The 21,034-nt window shown below is 47.7% G+C and carries 21 protein-coding genes and 2 pseudogenes; 15 read left to right on the forward strand and 8 right to left on the reverse strand.

Annotation, left to right across the window (positions count from 1 at the left end):
- Positions 1–71 precede the first annotated feature (71 nt).
- Positions 72–1,403: a metalloprotease PmbA gene (gene pmbA / locus KCG55_RS07275; protein ID WP_254322584.1), complete on the reverse strand. Its 1,332-nt coding sequence runs from the start codon at positions 1,401–1,403 to the stop codon at positions 72–74.
- A 124-nt stretch (positions 1,404–1,527) separates the two neighbouring features.
- On the opposite strand from pmbA, the gene yjgA reads away from it, so the two are divergent.
- The 4 genes and pseudogenes from yjgA to KCG55_RS07295 all read left to right on the forward strand — a co-directional run bounded on the left by yjgA (position 1,528) and on the right by KCG55_RS07295 (position 5,600).
- Positions 1,528–2,061 (forward strand): ribosome biogenesis factor YjgA, encoded by a 534-nt coding sequence (yjgA, locus tag KCG55_RS07280; protein WP_254322589.1) that lies wholly within the window; start codon positions 1,528–1,530, stop codon positions 2,059–2,061.
- Positions 2,062–2,132: 71 nt separating this feature from the next.
- Complete coding sequence (locus tag KCG55_RS07285; RefSeq protein WP_254322590.1) at positions 2,133–2,843, forward strand: hypothetical protein; 711 nt, start codon at positions 2,133–2,135, stop codon at positions 2,841–2,843.
- 103 nt (positions 2,844–2,946) lie between these two features.
- Positions 2,947–4,646, forward strand: a pseudogene (gene recJ, locus KCG55_RS07290) (single-stranded-DNA-specific exonuclease RecJ).
- An 18-nt stretch (positions 4,647–4,664) separates the two neighbouring features.
- Complete coding sequence (locus KCG55_RS07295) at positions 4,665–5,600, forward strand: DMT family transporter (protein WP_254322592.1); 936 nt, start codon at positions 4,665–4,667, stop codon at positions 5,598–5,600.
- 70 nt (positions 5,601–5,670) lie between these two features.
- Here the strand turns inward: KCG55_RS07295 and KCG55_RS07300 are convergent, their stop codons facing one another.
- The 6 genes from KCG55_RS07300 to KCG55_RS07325 form a co-directional block, all read right to left on the reverse strand.
- The gene (locus KCG55_RS07300) at positions 5,671–6,654 is read right to left on the reverse strand and encodes a hypothetical protein (RefSeq protein WP_254322593.1); all 984 of its coding nucleotides are present in this window, start codon (positions 6,652–6,654) and stop codon (positions 5,671–5,673) included.
- Between the two features lie 26 nt (positions 6,655–6,680).
- Positions 6,681–7,142 (reverse strand): hypothetical protein, encoded by a 462-nt coding sequence (locus KCG55_RS07305; RefSeq protein WP_254322594.1) that lies wholly within the window; start codon positions 7,140–7,142, stop codon positions 6,681–6,683.
- Between the two features lie 18 nt (positions 7,143–7,160).
- The gene (locus KCG55_RS07310) at positions 7,161–7,592 is read right to left on the reverse strand and encodes a hypothetical protein (protein WP_254322596.1); all 432 of its coding nucleotides are present in this window, start codon (positions 7,590–7,592) and stop codon (positions 7,161–7,163) included.
- Positions 7,593–7,609: 17 nt separating this feature from the next.
- Positions 7,610–8,041, reverse strand: coding sequence for a hypothetical protein (locus KCG55_RS07315; RefSeq protein ID WP_254322598.1), 432 nt, complete (start codon positions 8,039–8,041; stop codon positions 7,610–7,612).
- 18 nt (positions 8,042–8,059) lie between these two features.
- Positions 8,060–8,491: a hypothetical protein gene (locus KCG55_RS07320; RefSeq protein WP_254322600.1), complete on the reverse strand. Its 432-nt coding sequence runs from the start codon at positions 8,489–8,491 to the stop codon at positions 8,060–8,062.
- Between the two features lie 102 nt (positions 8,492–8,593).
- Positions 8,594–10,075, reverse strand: a complete 1,482-nt coding sequence (locus tag KCG55_RS07325) for an aldehyde dehydrogenase family protein (protein ID WP_254322601.1) — start codon at positions 10,073–10,075, stop codon at positions 8,594–8,596.
- Positions 10,076–10,415: 340 nt separating this feature from the next.
- Between KCG55_RS07325 and adhP the strand changes: the two genes are divergently transcribed.
- Positions 10,416–11,459, forward strand: a complete 1,044-nt coding sequence (gene adhP, locus KCG55_RS07330) for an alcohol dehydrogenase AdhP (protein WP_003681279.1) — start codon at positions 10,416–10,418, stop codon at positions 11,457–11,459.
- A gap of 69 nt (positions 11,460–11,528) precedes the next feature.
- Here adhP and KCG55_RS07335 read toward each other — a convergent pair.
- Positions 11,529–12,451, reverse strand: a pseudogene (locus KCG55_RS07335) (RluA family pseudouridine synthase).
- A gap of 239 nt (positions 12,452–12,690) precedes the next feature.
- Here KCG55_RS07335 and KCG55_RS07340 point away from each other — a divergent pair.
- From KCG55_RS07340 to KCG55_RS07385, 10 genes are all read left to right on the forward strand, one after another.
- A complete protein-coding gene (locus KCG55_RS07340; protein ID WP_254322602.1) occupies positions 12,691–13,344 on the forward strand; it encodes a hypothetical protein in 654 nt (217 codons plus the stop codon).
- On the forward strand, positions 13,341–13,559 hold the full coding sequence (locus KCG55_RS07345) for a hypothetical protein (protein ID WP_254322604.1): 219 nt from the start codon (positions 13,341–13,343) through the stop codon (positions 13,557–13,559). The genes KCG55_RS07340 and KCG55_RS07345 overlap by 4 nt, the downstream gene beginning before the upstream one ends.
- A gap of 572 nt (positions 13,560–14,131) precedes the next feature.
- The gene (locus KCG55_RS07350) at positions 14,132–14,794 is read left to right on the forward strand and encodes a hypothetical protein (RefSeq protein ID WP_254322606.1); all 663 of its coding nucleotides are present in this window, start codon (positions 14,132–14,134) and stop codon (positions 14,792–14,794) included.
- A 62-nt stretch (positions 14,795–14,856) separates the two neighbouring features.
- A complete protein-coding gene (locus tag KCG55_RS07355; protein WP_254322608.1) occupies positions 14,857–15,696 on the forward strand; it encodes a hypothetical protein in 840 nt (279 codons plus the stop codon).
- Between the two features lie 141 nt (positions 15,697–15,837).
- On the forward strand, positions 15,838–17,133 hold the full coding sequence (hisS, locus tag KCG55_RS07360) for a histidine--tRNA ligase (protein WP_254322609.1): 1,296 nt from the start codon (positions 15,838–15,840) through the stop codon (positions 17,131–17,133).
- Positions 17,134–17,763 (forward strand): YfgM family protein, encoded by a 630-nt coding sequence (locus KCG55_RS07365; RefSeq protein WP_063076036.1) that lies wholly within the window; start codon positions 17,134–17,136, stop codon positions 17,761–17,763.
- Between the two features lie 141 nt (positions 17,764–17,904).
- On the forward strand, positions 17,905–19,362 hold the full coding sequence (gene der / locus KCG55_RS07370; RefSeq protein ID WP_049331367.1) for a ribosome biogenesis GTPase Der: 1,458 nt from the start codon (positions 17,905–17,907) through the stop codon (positions 19,360–19,362).
- Positions 19,363–19,658: 296 nt separating this feature from the next.
- Positions 19,659–19,955 carry an RNA chaperone Hfq gene (hfq, locus tag KCG55_RS07375; protein ID WP_036493792.1) on the forward strand — a complete coding sequence of 99 codons (297 nt, stop codon included), beginning with the start codon at positions 19,659–19,661 and terminating at the stop codon, positions 19,953–19,955.
- 78 nt (positions 19,956–20,033) lie between these two features.
- Complete coding sequence (locus tag KCG55_RS07380) at positions 20,034–20,603, forward strand: class I SAM-dependent methyltransferase (protein ID WP_254322615.1); 570 nt, start codon at positions 20,034–20,036, stop codon at positions 20,601–20,603.
- Between the two features lie 55 nt (positions 20,604–20,658).
- Positions 20,659–21,033: a SirB2 family protein gene (locus KCG55_RS07385; RefSeq protein ID WP_254322616.1), complete on the forward strand. Its 375-nt coding sequence runs from the start codon at positions 20,659–20,661 to the stop codon at positions 21,031–21,033.
- Position 21,034 lies beyond the last annotated feature (1 nt).

The raw sequence follows: 21,034 nt of genomic DNA on the forward strand, positions 1-21,034 counted from the left end.
AAGTAGATAACGGCGAGGCCGTCTGAAAAGAAAAGATATCTTTCAGACGGCCTTTTGTATATTTAGTTCAATCAGTTGCCGGCAACCGTCATTTTAGAAACCAAGATGGAGCCGATTTGGTTGGACGAACGGCGTAATGCGTCGTCTGCCACGCCGGTGATGTCGCGGTACATATCTTGCAAACGTCCGGCAATGGTGATTTCCTGAACCGGATAGGCAATGACGCCGTTTTCCACCCAAAAACCGGCCGCACCGCGCGAGTAGTCGCCGGTAATGCCGTTGACGCCTTGTCCCATCAATTCGGTAACCAGCAAACCTGTCCCCATTTCTTTCAACAGGTCTGCCTGCGTGGCGTGGGTGTGGTTCAGATACAGATTGTGCGCGCCGCCGGCGTTGCCTGTTGTCTGCATACCAAGTTTTTTCGCGCTGTAACTGCTGAGGAAATAGCCTTCGACTATGCCGTCTTTCACCACAAAACGCGGCTGCGTGGCCACGCCTTCGGCATCGAAATAAGTGCTGCGGAACGAGCGTAGGATATGCGGTTCTTCGCGCAGGCTGAGAAACTCGGGCAGCACCTGTTTGCCGATACTGTCAATCAGGAAGCTGCTTTGACGGTAAAGCGCGCCGCCGCTGAGTGCGCCGATAAGGTGGCTGATTAAGCCGACGGCGACAGTGGTGTCGAACAGTACGGGATAGCTGCCGGTTGGAACGCTGCGGCTGTTCAGACGGCGTAAAGTCCGTTCGGCTGCGGTTTCGCCGATGAGTTCGGGCGCGTCCATGTCTTCGTGACGGCAGGAAGAATCATACCAATAGTCGCGCTGCATGCCGTGTTCGTCGCTGGCGACCACGCTGCAAGAAATGCTGTGGTGCGTGCTTTGCTGGTGTGCGGCAAAGCCGTGGGTGTTGCCGTAGACGTATTGGTAATGGCCGGTATGAACCGATGCGCCTTCGGAATTTTCAATGCGTTTGTCCGTTGACAGCGCGGCCTGTTCGCATTGCTTGGCCAAATCGATGGCGGACTCGGTACTCAAATCCCATTCGTGGTAGCGGTCGAGGTCGCCGATATGGGTTGCCATCAAGGCAGCGTCGGCAAGTCCGGCGCAATCGTCTTCGGCGGTATAGCGTGCAATATCGATGGCGGCTTTGACCGTATCTTGCAGGGCGCGTTCGGAGAAGTCGGCAGTGCTGGCTCGGCCTTTGCGTTGGCCGACATAGACCGTAATGTCTAAAGATTTGTCTTGTTGGAACTCGATTTGTTCGATTTCGCCCAAGCGCACGCTGACGCTTTGGCCGAGCGATTCGCTGAAATCGGCTTCGGCCGAGGTGGCGCCGGATTGTTTGGCCAAATCCAGCGTGTGTCCGCACAAGCGCAACAGCTCGTCCGGTGTGTGGTTAAACAGCATAAAAAGGTTTCCTGACAGGGTTTTGCGGCATTTTAACCGTTTCAGACGACCTCTGCAAAAATCGCACGGAAAGGCCGTCTGAAAACTGATAAAATAGGCAGATTCAGAAAATCAGGGAAACACAATGTTTGAACAAGAAGACGAGTGGGTCAGCAAAACCCAAATGAAAAAGCAGATGAACGATTTGCAGGCTTTGGGTATGGAATTGACCAAGCTTTCCAGCGATACGCTGAAAAAAATCGGCTTGGACGAAGACTTGTTCGAGGCGATTGCCACCTATAAAAAAATTACGTCCAACAGCGCGCTCAAACGCCAAGCACAATTTATCGGCCGCCTGATGCGCGATACCGACCCTGCGCCCATCGAAGCCTATTTGGCCAAACTGCGCGGCGACAATACGGCGCACAATGCCTTTTTGCAACGTGTCGAGCAGGCGCGTACCCGACTGTTGGCAGACGATGGCGCGATTACCCAATTTATGGCTGATTTTCCGCAAACTGACGCCGGCAAATTGCGCACCTTGATCCGCAACACCAAAAAAGAGCAGGAACAAAACAAACCGCCGAAAAACTTCCGCGCGCTGTTCCAAGAAATTAAAGCAATGATGGAGGCCGGTCAATCCGACGCTTCAGAAGAAGGGCAGGATTGGGAAGAATAAACCTTAAGGCCGTCTGAAAACGGATTGCGGTTTTCAGACGGCCTGTATCGTAATACCGAAGGAGGATGACCATGAAATTTCGCCACTCTGTAACTGCCTTGCTGATTGGTGTATTGACCCTCAATGGATGTACTAACGATCTTTGGGAAAGAAATAGCCCGTTCCAGCAAATCACAACCGAAAAAACCGTTGCCAAAGACAATATTCACGCATTTGGCGTGGTTGCCAAAGACAATACGCAACTGGAAACAGGCAGCTTGGTCATGATGGGTGGAAAATATTGGTTTGTCGTTAATCCTAAAGATTCGGCCAAGTTGAAGGCGGTTTTGGATGCTAAGCTGAGCAAACGATTTCAAATGGTTCGGCAAAATCCAAAACAGGTGTATGAGGCTTTGCCGGTCGAATTGAAATCCCCTGAAGCGCAAACTTTCCGCTCGAATTTCTGCCTGCGTTACGATACTCAAAAAGCTGCCGAGATTGCCAAGTTAAAACAGCTGGCGTTCAAGCCGGTCAAACTTGACGGTAAAACTGTCTACACACGGTGTATTTCTACCGAAGGTCATTATTATGCAACGCCCAAAAATGTTGCCGAAGACCGCCGTTTTGACACTGCCGTCCCGGTCAGAATTTATTATGTGGAAACCAAAAAAAGTACCGACGTGCGGAAGTTGACGGGGAATATCCTGAAAACGCCATTTACGTTGGCTTTGGACGCAGTCGGCGTAGTGATAGCAGGCTCATATGTCGTGATCGGTGAAATTATCGATGCTTCACGCAAATAATATCCAAGGCCGTCTGAAAACGGATTGCAGGTTTCAGACGGCCTCCTCCTTAAAATAAACGCTTCAAAAATATTAATTTTCTCTCTATTTAAACCCACACACCATGTCCGTCAAAATCCAAACACGTTCCATTAATCCGACTGTTTTTAACGACTTGCTCACTGCCGGTACCGATCCTTTGATTGCACGGCTGTGTGCTGCGCGTGATGTGCAAAGTCCGGCCGAGTTGGACGACAAGCTTGCTGCGCTTTTGCCGTATCAAACGCTGACAAACTGCGAAGCCGCCGCCGGCCGTCTGGCGGATGCGATTGAGCGTCAGGAAAAAATCCTGATTGTCGCCGACTACGATGCCGACGGTGCGACAGCGTGTTCCGTCGGTATGAGCGGTTTGGCGGCGATGGGGGCGAAAGTGGATTTCCTTGTGCCCAACCGCTTTGAACACGGCTACGGCTTAACGCCCGAGCTGGCTGAAATCGCTGCCGAGCAAGGTGTGGATTTATTGGTGACGGTGGATAACGGTATTGCCAGCATTGCAGGCGTGGCACGTGCGCAGGAGTTGGGTTTGGATGTGATTGTGACCGACCACCATCTGCCTGCCGAGACCGTACCCGACTGCATCATCGTCAATCCGAACCAAAAAGGCTGCGGTTTCCAAAGCAAAAGCTTGGCGGGCGTGGGTGTGATTTTTTATGTATTGATGGCGTTGCGTGCCGAACTGCGCCGCCGCAATTATTTTTCAGACGGCATGAAAGAGCCGAATCTGGGCGACCTTTTGGATTTGGTCGCACTCGGTACCGTCGCCGATGTCGTCACTCTAGACCACAACAACCGTATCCTCGTGTCGCAAGGTTTGAAACGGATGCGTTTGGGCAAAATGCGCCCCGGTATCCGCGCCTTATTTGAAGTGGCGCGGCGCGATTGGCGCAAGGCTCAGCCGTTTGATATGGGCTTTGCGTTGGGACCGCGCATCAATGCGGCTGGACGGCTGGACGATATGTCGGTCGGCATTGCCTGTCTGTTGGCACGAGATGATGCCGAGGCGCAGGAACTGGCGGCTCAGTTAAACAACCTCAATATCGAGCGCCGTGAAATCGAGCAGTCTATGCTGCAAGACGCACTGAATGATTTTCCGGAAACCCTGCCTCCAGGGCAGACAACTTTGGTGGCGTATCGCGACGACTTCCATCAAGGCGTGGTCGGCATTGTTGCCAGCCGCCTCAAAGACCGTTTTTATCGTCCGACCATCGTGTTTGCGCCTGCCGACAACGGCGAAGTGCGTGGTTCGGGACGCTCCATTCCCAATTTACACCTACGCGATGCTTTGGACTTGGTGTCCAAACGCCATCCCGATTTGATTTTGAAATTCGGCGGACACGCGATGGCGGCGGGTTTGAGCATACTTGAACACAATATTCCCGCGTTTCAGACGGCCTTTGAAGAAGCCGTGCGCGAGATGGTGTGCGAAGACGATTTGTCGCAAACCTTCATCACCGACGGCAGCCTGCCTGCCCGCGATATTACGCTGGAACAGGCGCAGAACCTTGCCCGACACGTTTGGGGCAGGGCTTCGCGCCGCCGAGTTTTACCGACGAATTTCACGTCATCCGCCAGCAGCCTTTGGGCGCGGAAGGTAAACATAAAAAAGTCTGGCTGCAAAAAGACGGCTACGAATTTGAAGCCATGTTTTGGCGTTGCAGCGAAGACATTCCCGAATACATCCGCACGGTGTACCGCCCCGTTGCCAACGAATGGCGGAACAATCTCGAATTGCAGCTTTATATCGACTACTGGGAAGCCGCGTAAGCAAAGGCCGTCTGAAAAATGAAGAAACAAAAACCTTGGCTCGGCTTTTCATTGGCGCTGCTTGCCACCATGACTTGGGGCTCGCTGCCGGTTATCGCGCAACAGGCCTTAAAAGCCGTCGATGCGCCCACGCTGGTGTGGATACGCTTTTTAGTGGCTTCGCTGGTGTTGTTTGTGCTGTTGGGGCTGACCGGCAAGCTGCCGAGGCCATCTGAATTTTCTAAGCAAACCTTATTTTTATTGGTGCTGGGCATTATCGGCATTTCCGCCAACTTCGTGCTTGTTGCCCTGGGTTTGCACTATATTTCGCCGACAACCACGCAGGTGTTGTGGCAGCTCTCGCCCTTTACTATGATTTTGGTCGGCGTAGGCGTGTTTAAAGAAGCCTTTACGCACTGGCAAAAAATCGGCTTGATGCTTTTGCTGACGGGTTTGGCCATGTTTTTCAACGACAAATTCGGCGAACTTTTCAGCTTGGGCAGCTACGCGGTCGGCGTGATGATGGCGGCTTCGGGCAGCATGATTTGGGTGTGCTACGGCGTTGCGCAAAAACTTTTGTCCAAACATTTCAATTCACAACAAATCCTGCTCATGATTTATTTTTGCAGCAGCTTTGTTTTCCTGCCATTTGCCGAACCATTGCAAATCGCCCATATCGGCAATCCGTTTTTATGGAGCTGCTTTATCTATTGTTGCCTGAACACGCTGATCGGCTATGGTTCATTCGGCGAAGCGCTCAATCATTGGGACGCTTCAAAAGTCAGTATCGTCACCACGCTGATTCCTGTGTTCACCATGATATTTTCTACCATTGGCCATCATCTCGCCCCCGATTATTTTGCCGCTTCGGATATGAATATCGTCAGCTATGTGGGTGCTATGGTGGTTGTGGCCGGAGCCTTGCTGGCTGTGGCCGGAGAGAAAGTAATGGGGCTTTTTTTGAGAAAGATATGAAGCATTTATTGCAAAACAGAATAAAACAAGGCCGTCTGAAACAGGTTTCAGACGGCCTCATGTGGAACGGTCAGCCGAAAGACCGTCCTCCCAATTCCCTTTCCGCAGGATTCTGCTGCACAGAAATTTCCCTCGCTGCCGTTTGTTGCCGTTCCTGTTCCATTCTTTCCTGCACTTTGGCATTGAAAGCATCAACAACTTCGCGGTTCTCCGCCAAAACCTGTTTGGCGAAAGAGCCGTCCTTATCGTTGAGTAAGCCTTGAACCAAGGTATGGAATTTATCTGTTTGGGATAACGATTTTGTACGAGTAGGGGCGGTAATTTCCTCAATATTGTTATCTCTGCGACGGGCATCGGAGGGATGTTTGACGCCGTAAGCCGTATTCATACGGAAGTTTTTTAAATCTTCCATATCCAGTTTGCCTTCGACTTTGACCTGTCGTCCTCCCGGCAGCCTTACTCCGTTATCTTCTTTACTCTGGCTGAGGAACTCCTTCAAAGCATCGTTTACTTTATCGCCATATTGGTTGCGTATATCGGCAATAAAGACTTGTGCCTGCATATTGGATTGCAGGAATTTTTTATTGTCAGGATTTGTAATTTTAGAGATAACGTTATTTACCTTGTTAACTTTGTCATCAAGTGCCTTATCATAATCCCGATTAATTAATGAGATACCGGTTTCGGAAGCCAAAGCCTGATTCAATTTCGGTTTCAGATTTTGATACACCTGTTTGTCTTCGGCAGACATTTTATTGAACGGCTTGTATAGATGGATTTGCATCTGCTTTATTTCATTATCGGAAATAAAACGATTGCCTTTTGAGTCTGTTGCCTCTCGCGCAATCCGTTCCAACAAATTCCTCCCTTCATTATTGCCGCCTATGTCGTACTGGATAGGACCGAAACTCGGACCGCTGGCAGCCTTCTCCGCATTTGATATTTTGTACGCGCCGCGTCCACCCGACAATTCGTTTACCATCATGGCTTGATGTATATAGTATTTCAAACCGTCTTCCGGTTTCAGATGGTCTCCGCCTGTAAAACGACTCATATCAGCCTCCTAACTATCTATCAGTTTTATAAAGAATTTTCAAAGCGTTCCAACGCTTTGAAATGGTTTAAGTTCTGCTCGAACCTGCAAATACGGATGTAGCGTCCTGCAAGAGGACGAACTTTCGTCGTAACGGATGGGTCTGAACACAGCATTTCCGTATAACTTTCCCAATTCTTACGGATAGTCAAAAAATATTCTTTGGATACTCCATTCAATTTGGGGTCTTTTGAATCGATACGGTGCAGCAGATTTTCGTATTTCTTATTCAGTTGCTTTTCCAACCTCATACTGAAAATATCTACACATTCATAGCCTTGTCCGTCTATGTCTTTCATCATGCTCTGAGGACAAATGTCCTTACTGTCCTGTTTTTGCCTTGTTACCTTTGGAATAGCCTTTTCAGACGGCCCCGCCGCACCGACACAGGCGGCGGATGTCATTATTGCCAGCAACGGCAGAATGTAACGGATTTTGTGTTTCGACATATCAGTCTCCTAAAAAAATTAAAAACGTTCCAATGCTTTCAAATGAAGCTGCGTCTGTTCGATAGCGCAAAGAGTGTGAATCCGATCCGCCGGTGTTTTCAAATCGGTCGTTACCGTCGGGTCGTAACATAGTTCGTCCTGATAAGCCTCCCATTTTGAGCGGATGCTTGCAAAATACTGTTTTGTCATGCCATGAAGTTTTCGGTCTTTGGCAGCGGCACGTCGAAATAAATCTTCGTACTTCTTATTTAATGCAATTTCAAAATCTAATAGGGTAAGCCTCAAACAATCTTCATCCATTTGGTCAACAGGTTCGGGACAAAGATTCTTTTCCTGTTTTGGTTTAACGGCATCTGCAGCTTTATCAGACGACCCTGCCGCACCGATACAGGCGGTAGATATCATTATTGCCAGCAACGGCAGAATGTAACGGATTTTGTGTTTCGACATATTAGTCTCCTAAAAAATCAAAAACGTTCCAATGCCTTCAAATGAAGCTGCGTCTGTTCGATAGCGCAAAGAGTGTGAATCCGATCCGCCGGTGTTTTCAAATCGGTCGTTACCGTCGGGTCGTAACATAGTTCGTCCTGATAAGCCTTCCATTTTGAGCGGATGCTTGTAAAATACTGTTTTGTCATGCCATGAAGTTTTCGGTCTTTGGCAGCGGCACGTCGAAATAAATCTTTGTACTTCATGTCCAGTTTGTTTTCAAGTTTCAGCAGAGTAATTTCTAAACAATCTTCATCCATTTGGTCAACAGGTTCGGGACAAAGATTCTTTTCCTGTTTCGGTTTAACGGCATTTGCAGCTTTATCAGATGACCCTGTTGCACCGACACAGGCGGCGGATGTCATTATTGCCAGCAACGGCAGAATGTAACGGATTTTGTGTTTCGACATATCAGTCTCCTAAAAAAATTAAAAACGTTCCAATGCTTTCAAATGAAGCTGCGTCTGTTCGATGGCGCAAAGAGAATAAATCCTGTCCGCAGGTGTTTTCAAATCGGTCGTTACCGTCGGGTCGTCGCAAAGTTCTTCTTTGTAAGCCTCCCATTTCGAGCGGACGCTTGCAAAATACTGTTTGGACAATCCGTGCAATTTTCGGTCTTTGGTTACTGCACGTCGAAATAATTCTTCATACTTCTTCTTCAGCTTGTCCTCGAATTCCCCTAAAGTAATACTCAAGCAATCATCACTCATCAGATTGACAGGCTCTGGACAAATAGCCCTGTTCTGTTGCTTTGCAGCTTTTTCGTTAGTTTTATCAGACGACCCCGCCGCACCGACACAGGCGGCGGATGCCATCACGGCCAGCAGCGGCAGAATGTAACGTGTTTTATGTTTCGACATAATTTATCTTCTAAAAAAGTTATTGTGTAATTGATAAGGCCGTCTGAAACAGGTTTCAGACGGCCTTTTATGTTCTAAATCAGATTACTGTGAATCACAGAATCAATAGAAGCCTTCGCGTTCTTCACGGGTGCTGATGTAGATGTTTTTCACTTGGGTGTAGGCGGCGAGCATCATTTTGTGGGTTTCGCGGCCGATACCTGAAGTTTTGTAGCCGCCAAACGGCGCGCCGGCAGGCAGGCGGTTGTAGCAGTTTACCCAAACGCGGCCGGTTTCCAATGCATTGGAAACACGCAGGCAGCGGTTGATGTCGGTACTCCACACTGCGCCGCCCAAGCCGTATTCGCTGTCGTTGGCCATTTTGATGACTTCTTCTTCGGTTTTGAATTTAATCACGGTGGCAACCGGGCCGAAGATTTCTTCTTGGGCAACACGGGCTTCGTTGCTGCTGGCTTCAATCAAAGTAGGCTCGACAAATTCGCCTTTGCCCAATGCGCCTTCGATTTTTTTACCGCCGGTAATGATGCGGCAGCCTTCCTGTTCGCCGATTTTGACGTATTTCAAAATGGTCTCGAGTTGACCGGCATTGACTTGCGAACCCATTTGGGTGTCGTCTTCCCAAGGTAGGCCGACTTTGATTTTTTTGAATTCTTCCGCCAAAGCATTGACGAATTTGTCGTAAATGCCTTCCTGAACGAAGATACGCGAACCGGCGCAGCACACTTGGCCTTGGTTGAACAAAATACCTTTTTGCGCGCCTTCGAGGGCTTTGTCGAAAGGCATATCGTCGAAGAAGATGTTGGCAGATTTGCCGCCCAATTCCAAAGTGGATGGAATCAGCAATTCGGCGGCAGCGATGCCGACGCGGCGGCCGACTTCGGTTGAACCGGTAAAGGCCAGTTTGTTGAAGCCTTTGTGGTGCAACATGTATTCGCCGGATTTGGAACCGCGGCCAGTAATCACGTTCAACACGCCTTTAGGCAGCAAGTGGTTGATTTTTTGAGCGAGGGACAACAGGCTCAATGAAGTGCTGGAAGAAGGGTGGATGACGATGGTGCAACCTGCGGCCAATGCCGGAGCGATTTTCCATGCGGCCATCAAGAATGGGAAGTTCCAAGGAATGATTTGGCCGACAACGCCGATCGGTTCGCGCAAAACGATGGACAAGTCTTCGGCGTCAAGCTGGGTTGCAGTGCCTTCTTCGCCGCGGATCACGCTGGCGAAATAGCGGAAATGGTCGGAAGCCAGCGGGATGTCAGCGGCGCGGGTTTCGCGGATGGGTTTGCCGTTGTCCAAGGTTTCTTGCAGGGCAAACAATTCGGCGTTTTCATCAATTACGTCGGCGATTTTGTTCAAAATGGCCGCGCGTTCGGCAGTCGTGGTTTTACGCCATGTTTTAAACGCTTCTTGCGCAGCGGCCACGGCAGCATCGACATCGGCATCGGTTGCGTCTGTGAATTTGGCCAACTCATCGCCATTGGCAGGGTTGTAAGAGGATAAAAGTTTGCCTTCGCTACCTTTTGTCCATTCGCCGTTGATCAAAAGGCCGTATTCTTTATCAAACACATTTAAATCTTTTGCCATAATGCTGTCTCCTTAATGAATGGGAATAGGTGTTTCAACACCATGAAAACAGCTTATGCTTTTTTCTTTTTAGGTTCAAGTACTAAAAATGAGAATGTTCTCAAAATTTACATTTGCAATGTTGTTTCATGTAGCAGGCCGTCTGAAAAATAAAGGGTTTGATTGAAATAAAAGTTCATTTGTTAATATATTTAAATATTTATAGGGCTTAAATAGATTTTGTTATGGTATAACATTATAATCCATTGTTTTAAAAAAGATTATGGGTTGACGGCGTAGGGTATGGGGAGTATTCTCATTTATAGCTAAACAGTTTTTCAACACCCTAGGAGACTCTCTCATGAAAATGCATGCTGTGGTAGTAAATAAAGATGTAGCAGGCGATGTAGAAGTTGTTGAACGCGAACTGCGTCCGTTGGAATACGGCGAGGCGTTGGTGGAAGTCGAGTATTGCGGCGTGTGCCACACCGACTTGCACGTTGCGGCAGGCGATTACGGCGACAAACCGGGTCGCGTGTTGGGACACGAAGGCATCGGTTTGGTTAAAGAAGTTGCCGACGGTGTGAAAAATCTGAAAGTTGGCGACCGTGTCAGCATTGCATGGCTGTTCCAAAGTTGCGGGTCTTGCGAATACTGCAATACCGGCCGCGAAACCTTGTGCCGCTCTGTATTGAACGCAGGCTATACTGCCGACGGCGGTATGGCGACCCACTGTATCGTGAGTGCCGATTACGCGGTCAAAGTCCCTGAAGGCTTGGATCCTGCGCAAGCTTCGAGCATTACTTGTGCCGGCGTGACCACTTATAAAGCGATTAAAGTTTCCGGCGTTCGTCCGGGCCAATGGATTGCGATTTACGGCGCAGGTGGTTTGGGCAATTTGGCGGTTCAATATGCGAAAAAAGTATTTGGCGCGCACGTTGTTGCCATTGACGTCAACGACGACAAACTGGCTTTTGCCAAAGAAACCGGTGCGGATTTGGTAATCAATGCCGCCAAAGAAGATGCAGCTCAAGTCATCCAAGAGAAAACCGGCGGCGCACACGCAGCCGTTGTAACAGCCGTATCCGCTGCTGCCTTCAACTCAGGCGTTAATTGCGTCCGCGCAGGCGGCCGTGTCGTTGCGGTTGGTTTGCCGCCTGAGTCTATGGACTTGTCTATCCCACGTTTGGTATTGGACGGCATCGAAGTGGTCGGCTCTCTGGTCGGTACCCGCAAAGATTTGGAAGAAGCATTCCAATTTGGTGCAGAAGGCTTGGTTGTGCCTAAAGTCGAATTGCGTGCTTTGGATGAAGCACCTGCCATCTTCCAAGAAATGCGCGAAGGTAAAATTACCGGCCGTATGGTGATTGATATGAACAAAGAGTGCAGCTGCATTCATCACTAATCAAATGATTCTGTGACAAAAAGGCCGTCTGAACAATTTCAGACGGCCTTTTTTATTGGATTGGATAACTTAAAGCGCAAAACCGCTTTCAAATACGCGTATTTTTCCGCTGACAGGATCGGTAAACTCTATTTTTTTGGCCAGAAGTTTTAAAGGTTTGTCGTAGTCTTCATCACCGGCCGCCAATGGGGTAGGGTAAAGCGCATCGTTCATCAGCGGCATATTCAAACTCATCATATGCACGCGGAGCTGGTGTTTCTTTCCGGTGTGCGGCGTGAGGCGGTAGAGGCTGAATGCGCCGCGGTTTTCGATAAGCTCGATGGTCGTGTGGGCGTTGGGTTCGCCTTCCGTTTCACGCGTGAGAAAGAATTTTTCGCCGCGTTCCATTCGTGATGAAATATGCAGCGGATAGTCCAAATCCGTCCGCGTCGGCGCTACCGCTTCATAGGTTTTTTGGACGGTTTTTTCTTGGAACATGGTCTGATAATCACGACGCGTGGCAGGGTTGAGCGAGAGTAACATAACGCCTGCCGTATCTTTGTCCAAGCGATGAATCGGCGTAATGTCTTCAACATTCAAATGCTGCAATTCAGGCCGCAAACGCAGGCGCGTGAGCAAGGTTTCCCGCAAAAACCTGCCGCTGGGGATGACGGGCAGAAAATGCGGTTTGTCCACCACAATCAAATGCTCGTCAATATGCAAAATCTTTTCTTCAAACGGAATACGCGGCTCGCTCTCACGGCTGGTTTCACGGTAATAAAACATCGTCTTGCCGGGCTCGAACAAAGTATTCTCATCAAACGGCACGCCATCCGCGCCCACCACAAAACCGCTGTTCAGCCGCCGCCGCCAGTTTTCTTCGCCGACAAAGGGAAAATGAGCGCATAAAAAATGCAGCAGCGGCAAGCCGTAAAACTGCTTTTCATGCGGCAAAACCAAGTAGCTGGGTTTAACACCGTCTAAAAGGGGAGGGGATTGGTACGTTTTTTCATGCGGCGGATTGTACTCGGTTTTTAGGATTTTTTCAGATGGTGTTCCGGATGAAGAAGATGCGCAGGTTGTCATTTATGTCTGATGTTTATATGGTTTATTGAGCATAAGCGCTTGTACAGCGTGGAAAGTTGCCGTTTGTATGTCAGTAAGTCTGCCTATACATCACTTCCGCTATAATTAAGGCCGTCTGAAATCTGTTTTTTAGACGGCCTTTTACCGTCCCAAGAAGGGAAACCCGATGAAGCCGATGACCGTATTAATAACCGCCGCCGTATTTTCAGCCTTAAGCCTGAATGCCTGTGGCGGTTCGGAGAAAAGCATGAGTATCCAAGAGCAGACCGAAGCAAGATTTCAATTGAACCCCAATCCCAAGCAGGCATACCGCCTTAAAATCAAAATTAACGATGCACCCGGACCGTTGAAGTTGATGGGGAGTATGAGTGTAGGTTATGGAGCAAGGAATTGCTCGTATATTATTAATCGCATTGAAGGAGTGGCTGCCAATCCGGAAAAAGATTTGGAAATTGAAGTTCGCCAGCTAGGGGAGTTTGAATACGAAGCCATTGTCTATACTGATGCAATGCAGGATGAAAATTACTCTAATGAAGGTGTCTGCCATTGGCAGATAGAGGGATTCGGCTTGGGTTTTAAAGCAACAGGAGAGCCATCAGAGACTAGATTTAGTTTTGGAAATATTTTCAATGATTTGATAGAGAAAAAAACATTAACCAAATATTATTGGAAATGGTCATATCCTTATTTTACACGGGAAGATGGTTCCATTTCTCCGGATTTTGTCAATTTTGGTATTACCTCTCCTGAATTGTATAGTGCCGAAGAACATAAAGAAATGTTTACTATAACTGTAACCCTTGAGGAAATTCAATCATGAGTAATATTACTAGACAACAGCAGGCCGATCTTGCCGCAGATGCCTACAACACCCGTACAGTAACCAAAGGAAATAAAACCATCACTATTGGAAACAATGAATATAAAGTTCTAGCCGTCCGCAACAACCCTGTAACAGGTTATCAAGGAACGGTGTACCAAGATGTCCGAATCAATAACATGATCGTTGCCCATAGGGAGCAGAACCCATTTTAGACGATTGGCTCGATGCCTATATCGATTGGGCGATGGTCTCCAACAGTGTCAACTATCAGGCTGCTGAATCGAAAAAACAATGTCTATATTGTCAAGAACAGTTATGAATTATTTTAAAAATCTGTCAACTAAAAAGTTGTTATCTTTTTTCTCATTATTTGTGCTTTCCAGTTGCACCCCTTCTTCCGTAATCAGTGATGAGGATTGGAAAAAAGCTGAAAACACTCCCCTGCCGTTTTCTTACTATTGCACCTAATGCACACTACATATGTATCCAAAGTTCATACCAACCTTATGAGGATTTTATTTCTTCAAACCATCTGCCACATATTCCCGAAAAAGAGTTTTCCATGCTGACACAGGATGGACAGGAAATTTGGTGGTTGTTTTCGACTGACGGAAAAGTACAGGAAAAACGGTTTAACGGAGGGAAATATCCTAAAATTTCTCAAAATCAAAGTTTTTGTGTAAGTTTACAAAATGCTTGCTTGTTCATTGACAAAGGGTCGTCTGAAAAATATTATCATATAAGTCCATGTAGTTAATTTGATTTGATAATAAAGGAAATAAATGTGAAATTCAAAATGACTTTAGGCTGGAAGATTTGGTGTTTGGTGGCATTGCTGTTTGCCGTATTTATGTGTTTGAGTGTGCTGTCTTCTTCTTTATCGGGTACACAATTAAAACTGACTCCCGGGCAGGAAGTGCAATGGCAGGTTTGGCGGCCTTTTGATACTGATGAAATTCCCTTGAAATTAGGATTTCGAGTTGATGATTCCAGTTATGGAACTGAAAAATGGGAAAAACGCAGTAGGGATTTGGGAGATTGTGATTATTTCGTTAAAACCGAAAAACGTATCTGTCAAGGCGAACCGGTAATAATTGATATTGTTTTAAATAATGGTAAAACCTGCCGTATGGAGGCTATGAATGAATCATCATCAAGTACAAATATGAAATGGAGGAATTTGTCTCCAGTTTGGTCATGCGCTGAATTGGCCGAAAAATCAGGCAATAACCACTGGCAGGCTAAGGTAGTTTCGGTAAGTCCTGTATTAGCTGGTGAAGTGGTGGAAATTCAAGCAGATGCACCATTAGGACTTAAAGAAATACACGGCTCTGATTATACATGGATGATTTTGGTAATTTTTTGGCCGATATATGTAGGCATACTGATATTATGGGCTCTTGTGCTATGGTACATAAACCAACGTAAAAAACGAAAATCAACGTAAAAAACGAATGAAAAATTAATTGTTCCAGCAGTTTTTCCATTTTTAGTCAATCAGGATTAGTTATGCAAAAATACACCGTAACACTTTATATAGCCGCTCCTGGCACTCCTAAGACAAAAGGTGCTCCTTCTATTTCAGGCCATGTCTATTATTCAATTAGCGACGGGAGAGAGTCTGAAGGTTGGGGGTTTGCACCTACTAGATTCCCCTATGTTTCTGCTCCAGGTATAGTTGAAAAAGATGAATTTAATATTTATCAAAATCCTCACTATAAGCGCACGATGGAAATTACGAAAGAACAGTACGATGCACTAAAGGCATTTGGAAAAAATCCGGAACGGTATGGATTTAATAAAGATTGGTATGATGCGTTTAATAACAGTTGTGTCGATTTTACTTATGGCGCTTTACGCCATGCTAAAATCTACGACAAAAAAATCTTTGGACTAATCAATGATGAAGGAAGTGTTAAAGTTTTAAATAATATAAAAGCATTTGACAGCATTCCGAATCAAATAACCAACAGCCCGTTAAACACACCTCCTGGAAAGCGGACGCATCCTATGCCAAAACAGGAGTGGTATCACAAAGTGATTTTTTCCGAAAACAAACGAGATACGCAGTACGATTTCGCTACGAATGCTGACATCAGCAAACCCTTGGCTAAAAACGCTTCTGCCAACGAATTTCGTGAATACGGTTTTGCAGCCTTGCTGTCAGATGACGATAACAAAATGTATGCCGCTTTGGATAGCATGCTGGATTCTAATGTCGGACGCGGTTTGCGGCAAAACGTAGACAAAGTTTATGCTACGCAGGAACGCGAGCAGGAAATGGCGCGCTTGGCGGAGGAGCAGATGCAGCAGGTTGATGCGCCTGTGATGCGGATGGGCCGCGGTTAGTAGGTTGGATAAGTACGTTAATCGATCAAAGGCCGTCTGAAAACTGTTTCAGACGGCCTTTTGATTTGTTCCCAACCTCACAAACCCTTAAAAATCAGCTATAATGCCCAACTATTTGATTTTCGCTTATCCCATATTGAAATGGTACAAAAAATTCAATCTGTAAAAGGTATGAACGACCTTTTACCTGTCGAACAAAAAGATTTCAAACTGACGGCTGCGTTTTGGCAGGCGTTTGAAGATACGGTTGGCCGTTGGACACGCGCTTACGGCTATCAGCAAATCCGTACCCCGATTGTCGAGCAAACCGGTTTGTTTGTCCGCTCCATCGGCGAGGAAACCGATGTGGTTGGCAAGGAAATGTACACCTTCTCCGATTCAAACGATTCTTTGAGTTTGAGCCTGCGCCCTGAAGGTACGGCTTCTTGTCTGCGTGCGGTGGTCGAACACAACCTTCTGTACAACAGCCCGCAAAAGCTGTGGTATATGGGGCCGATGTTCCGCCGCGAGCGTCCGCAAAAAGGCCGTTATCGTCAGTTCCATCAGGTCGGTATCGAGGCTTTGGGTTTTGAAGGGCCGGATATCGATGCGGAAATCATCGCGATGTCTGCCGACTTATGGGAAAAATTGGGTATTCGCGAATACCTGACTTTGGAAATCAACAGCTTGGGCAACCGTGAGGAACGTGCGGCACACCGTGCGGCATTGGTTGAATATCTGACCCGCTATGAGGCGCAACTGGACGAAGACAGCAAACGCCGTCTGAAAACCAATCCTTTGCGCGTTTTGGATACGAAAAACCCTGATTTGCAGGAAATCTGCAACGCGGCGCCGCGTTTGGTGGATTACTTGGGCGAGGCTTCGCAAAACCACTATGCACGCTTCAAGGCGATGTTGGACGGTTTGGGTATTCAATATATTGAAAATCCGCGCTTGGTCCGTGGTTTGGATTACTACAATCAGACGGTTTTTGAGTGGACGACCGACAAACTCGGTGCGCAGGCGACTGTGTGCGGTGGCGGTCGTTACGATGGTTTGATTGAAGAACTTGGCGGCAAACCTGCGCCGTCTATCGGCTTTGCGATGGGTATTGAGCGCCTGCTGCTTTTGGTGAGCGAATACGGCTCGCTGGAAGTGAACGCTGCGCCTGATGTCTATGCAATGCACCAAGGCGAAGGTGCGGACTTGCAGGTGATGAAATACGCGCAAGCCTTGCGCGCTCAAGGTTTCAATGTGATGCAGCATTCCGGCTATCAGAGCCTGAAAGCGCAAATGAAAAAAGCAGACAACAGTGGCGTACGCTTTGCCCTGATTGTGGCTCAGGATGAGCTGGCAAACGGTACGGTTACCCTGAAAGATATGCAGGGCGAACACGAACAACAAACCGTTGCTGCCGCTGATTTGACAGACACTTTACAACAATGGAAGAACGCATAAATGGCAGCCCATTTGGAAGAACAACAAGAGTTAGACAACTTTAAATATTTTTGGAAAAGCATCGGCCGTTGGATCTTTGCCTTGCTGATCGTGGCGGCTTTGGGGTATTTGGGTTACACCATTTACCAAGGTCAAAAAGCTTCAAAAGATCAGGAAGCTGCCGCCGTATTGGCGCAAATGGTGGAAAAAGCGCAGCAAAAAACCGACCCAAAAGCCATCAACGCCGATTTGGCCGAATTGCAAAAAAACTATCCTGATTCTATTTCGACAGCCCAAGCCACTTTGATGGTGGCGGCGACCGAGTTTGATGCCGGCCGTTATGATGTGGCGGAAGGTCATTTGAATTGGGTGCTGAAAAACCAAAACGCACCGCTGGTTCAAGCTTTGGCAGCACAGCGTTTGGGCGTTGTCCTGTTGCAGCAGAAAAAATACGATGCCGCCATCAATGCCCTGAATACTCAGGTTGAGGCTGATTTCGAGCCCTTGATGCTGGAAACCAAAGGCGATGTTTACGTTGCCCAAAATAAAACCAAAGAAGCCGTACAAAGTTACGAAGCTGCTTTGAGCAAAATGCCGCAAACCGCAGTAGGCCGCGAATTGCTGCAAATGAAAATCGACAGCTTGAAATAAGTTTGTTTGAAATCAAGGCCGTCTGAAGTTGCAATGACTTTTCAGACGGCCTACACTTATCCTTATCAACCGTGTTTTTAAAACACCTGCTTGTGTTCCGCTCCCGTTTTTAGGCGGCACTTGACACAGAAAGACTCAATCATGAAACCAACCATTGCGCTTGTCGGCCGCCCTAACGTCGGCAAATCTACTTTATTCAACCGTTTGACGCGCACCAAAGACGCGCTCGTGCATGACTTGCCCGGCCTGACGCGTGACCGCCATTACGGTCATGGCAAAGTCGGCAGCAAACCTTATTTGGTCATCGATACCGGCGGTTTTGAGCCGGTTGTGGACAGCGGCATTTTGCACGAAATGGCAAAACAAACCTTGCAGGCTGTCGATGAAGCCGATGCAGTTGTGTTTTTGGTGGACGGCCGCACCGGTTTGACGCCACAAGACAAAATCATTGCCGACCGTTTGCGCCAAAGTCCGCGTCCCGTTTATTTGGCCGTGAATAAGGGCGAAGGCGGCAATAGAGCCGTGCTTGCCGCCGAGTTCTACGAACTTGCCTTGGGCGACCCTTATGTTATTTCAGGTGCGCACGGCGATGGCGTGTATTATCTGATTGAAGATATTTTGGAAACCTTCCCTGAGCCTGAAAAGGAAGAGGAAGAAGCCAAACATCCTGTTTTTGCTGTAATCGGTCGTCCAAATGTCGGTAAATCAACCTTGGTAAACGCCATTCTCGGCGAAGAGCGTGTGATTGCTTTCGATATGGCAGGCACGACGCGCGACAGTATCCATATTGATTTTGAACGTGAAGGCAAACCGTTTACCATCATCGATACCGCAGGTGTGCGCCGTCGCGGCAAAGTGGATGAAGCGGTGGAAAAGTTCTCCGTTATCAAAGCCATGCAGGCAGTTGAAGCGGCAAATGTTGCTGTTTTGGTATTGGACGCGCAACAAGATATCGCAGACCAAGATGCGACGATTGCAGGTTTTGCTTTGGAAGCAGGCCGTGCTTTGGTGGTGGCGGTCAATAAATGGGACGGTATCAGCGAAGAGCGCCGCGAGCAAGTGAAACGCGATATCAACCGCAAACTGTATTTCCTTGATTTTGCTAAGTTCCACTTTATTTCTGCGTTGAAAGAGCGCGGTATAGACGGTTTGTTTGAAAGCATTCAGGCTGCCTATAATGCGGCAATGATTAAGATGCCGACGCCGAAAATCACGCGTGTCTTGCAAAGCGCGATCGAGCGTCAACAGCCGCCGCGTGCTGGCTTGGTGCGTCCGAAAATGCGTTATGCCCACCAAGGCGGCATGAATCCGCCGGTGATTGTGGTACACGGCAATTCGCTACACGCCATTTCTGACAGCTACACGCGCTATTTGACCCAAACGTTCCGTAAAGCCTTCAATCTGCAAGGTACGCCGCTCAGAATTCAATACAATGTTTCGGAAAACCCGTATGAAAATGCGGAAGACAAACCGAAGAAAAAACCGTTGCGCCGTGTCAGCTTGAGCAACCGTATTGAGAAACGCGAAGGCCGCAAGGAAGAGAAAAACCGCTTCAAGAAGAAAACCAAAGTCAGCGTGAAAAAACAATTCAGCAAATAAACATAAAGGCCGTCTGAACAATTTCAGACGGCCTTTTTATAATGAAAAACAGTTTATTGGAATCTTATGGCATATTTTCGATAGGGTTTGCCGAATTTAAAAAACATCAAATTTGGATTTGGGATTGTTGTGAATATGGAAATGAAACAGTCGGTTTAACTGGAAAGTTCCCTTATTGCTGGATTCCTAAACGGTGTGATAGAAAAAAATAGTTGGTAATTTATCCTATTCGGGCTACAATCCCATCAAACGCCGATTTTGGCGTCTTTACAATCATAATAATGGAGCTCAAGAATATGACAGCTAAAGGACAAATGTTACAAGATCCTTTTTTGAATGCGTTGCGTAAAGAGCACGTTCCGGTTTCAATCTACTTGGTAAACGGCATCAAGCTGCAAGGCCAAGTGGAATCATTCGACCAGTACGTTGTTCTGCTGCGTAATACTTCCGTCACTCAAATGGTTTACAAACACGCTATCTCAACAATCGTTCCTGCACGCGCAGTCAGCCTGCAACACGAAAACAAGCAACCTCAAGCCGCTGCCGCAGCTGCTCCGGTTCAAGTTGAGACTGTGCAACAACCTGCCGAATAAATGATGTAACGCATTCCTGTTTTTCAATACCTTACCGCTTTTGCGGTAGGGTATTTTTATTTTCAGACGACCTTTATCATGCTGCTTGAAAACATTCTTCCCTTTGCCCACTCCTTGTTACGACAAGCCTTAAAAGCAGGCGGCCGCGCTTTGGATGCGACGGCCGGAAACGGGCATGATACTTTGCTGTTGGCACAGTTGGTTGGTGAGACGGGTAGGGTGTGGGCGTTTGATGTGCAACCCAAAGCACTGGCGCAGACTCAAGGCCGTCTGAAAGAAAACGGTGTAGATGGCCGGGTTGCCCTGATACATGACGGCCATGAAAACCTTTTGTCTTATATCGACGAGCCTTTAGATGCTGCAGTATTTAATTTCGGTTGGCTGCCGGGTGGCGATAAAAGCTGCACGACTGAAGCGGAAAGCAGCATCCGTGCGCTGACGGATACTTTGGGTTTGCTGAAAGAGGGCGGGCTTGCCGTGGCTGTATTGTATCCGGGGCATGAAGCCGGCCGAATAGAGGCTGAAGCGATTGTGCAATGGGCGGAAACTTTGCCGCAGGAAGCATTCGCCGTGTTACGCTATGGCTTTGTCAACCGCCGCAATGCGCCTCCCTATCTGCTGGCGATTGAAAAGTTGCGTCAAAAATAGATGTTTGCGGTAAAATAGCTGCTTTGTTTTTCAACCTTTAACATAAGAAACTGCCATGCAATATCTGTTTGTAAAATACAGCCATCAGATTTTCGTTGCCATTACCATCCTGTTGTTCAACATCCGTTTTTTCCTACTCTGGCGTCATCCTGAGAAGCCGTTGGCAGGCATTTGGAAAGCCATGCCGCATTTGAACGACACCATGTTGCTGTTTACCGGCTTGTGGCTGATGAAGATTACCCATTTTTCGCCGTTCAATGCGCCGTGGCTCGGCATGAAAATCTTGCTGTTGCTGGTTTATATTGTGTTGGGCATGATTATGATGCGTTCTCTTCCGCGTTCGCCGAAGTTCTATATCGTCTACGTTTTGGCCATGTCGTGTGTTGCCACGATTGTTTTCCTTGCCAAAACCAAAACGCTGCCGTTTTAAA

This window comes from Neisseria subflava (assembly GCF_024205745.1).
Lineage (GTDB): Bacteria > Pseudomonadota > Gammaproteobacteria > Burkholderiales > Neisseriaceae > Neisseria > Neisseria flavescens_B.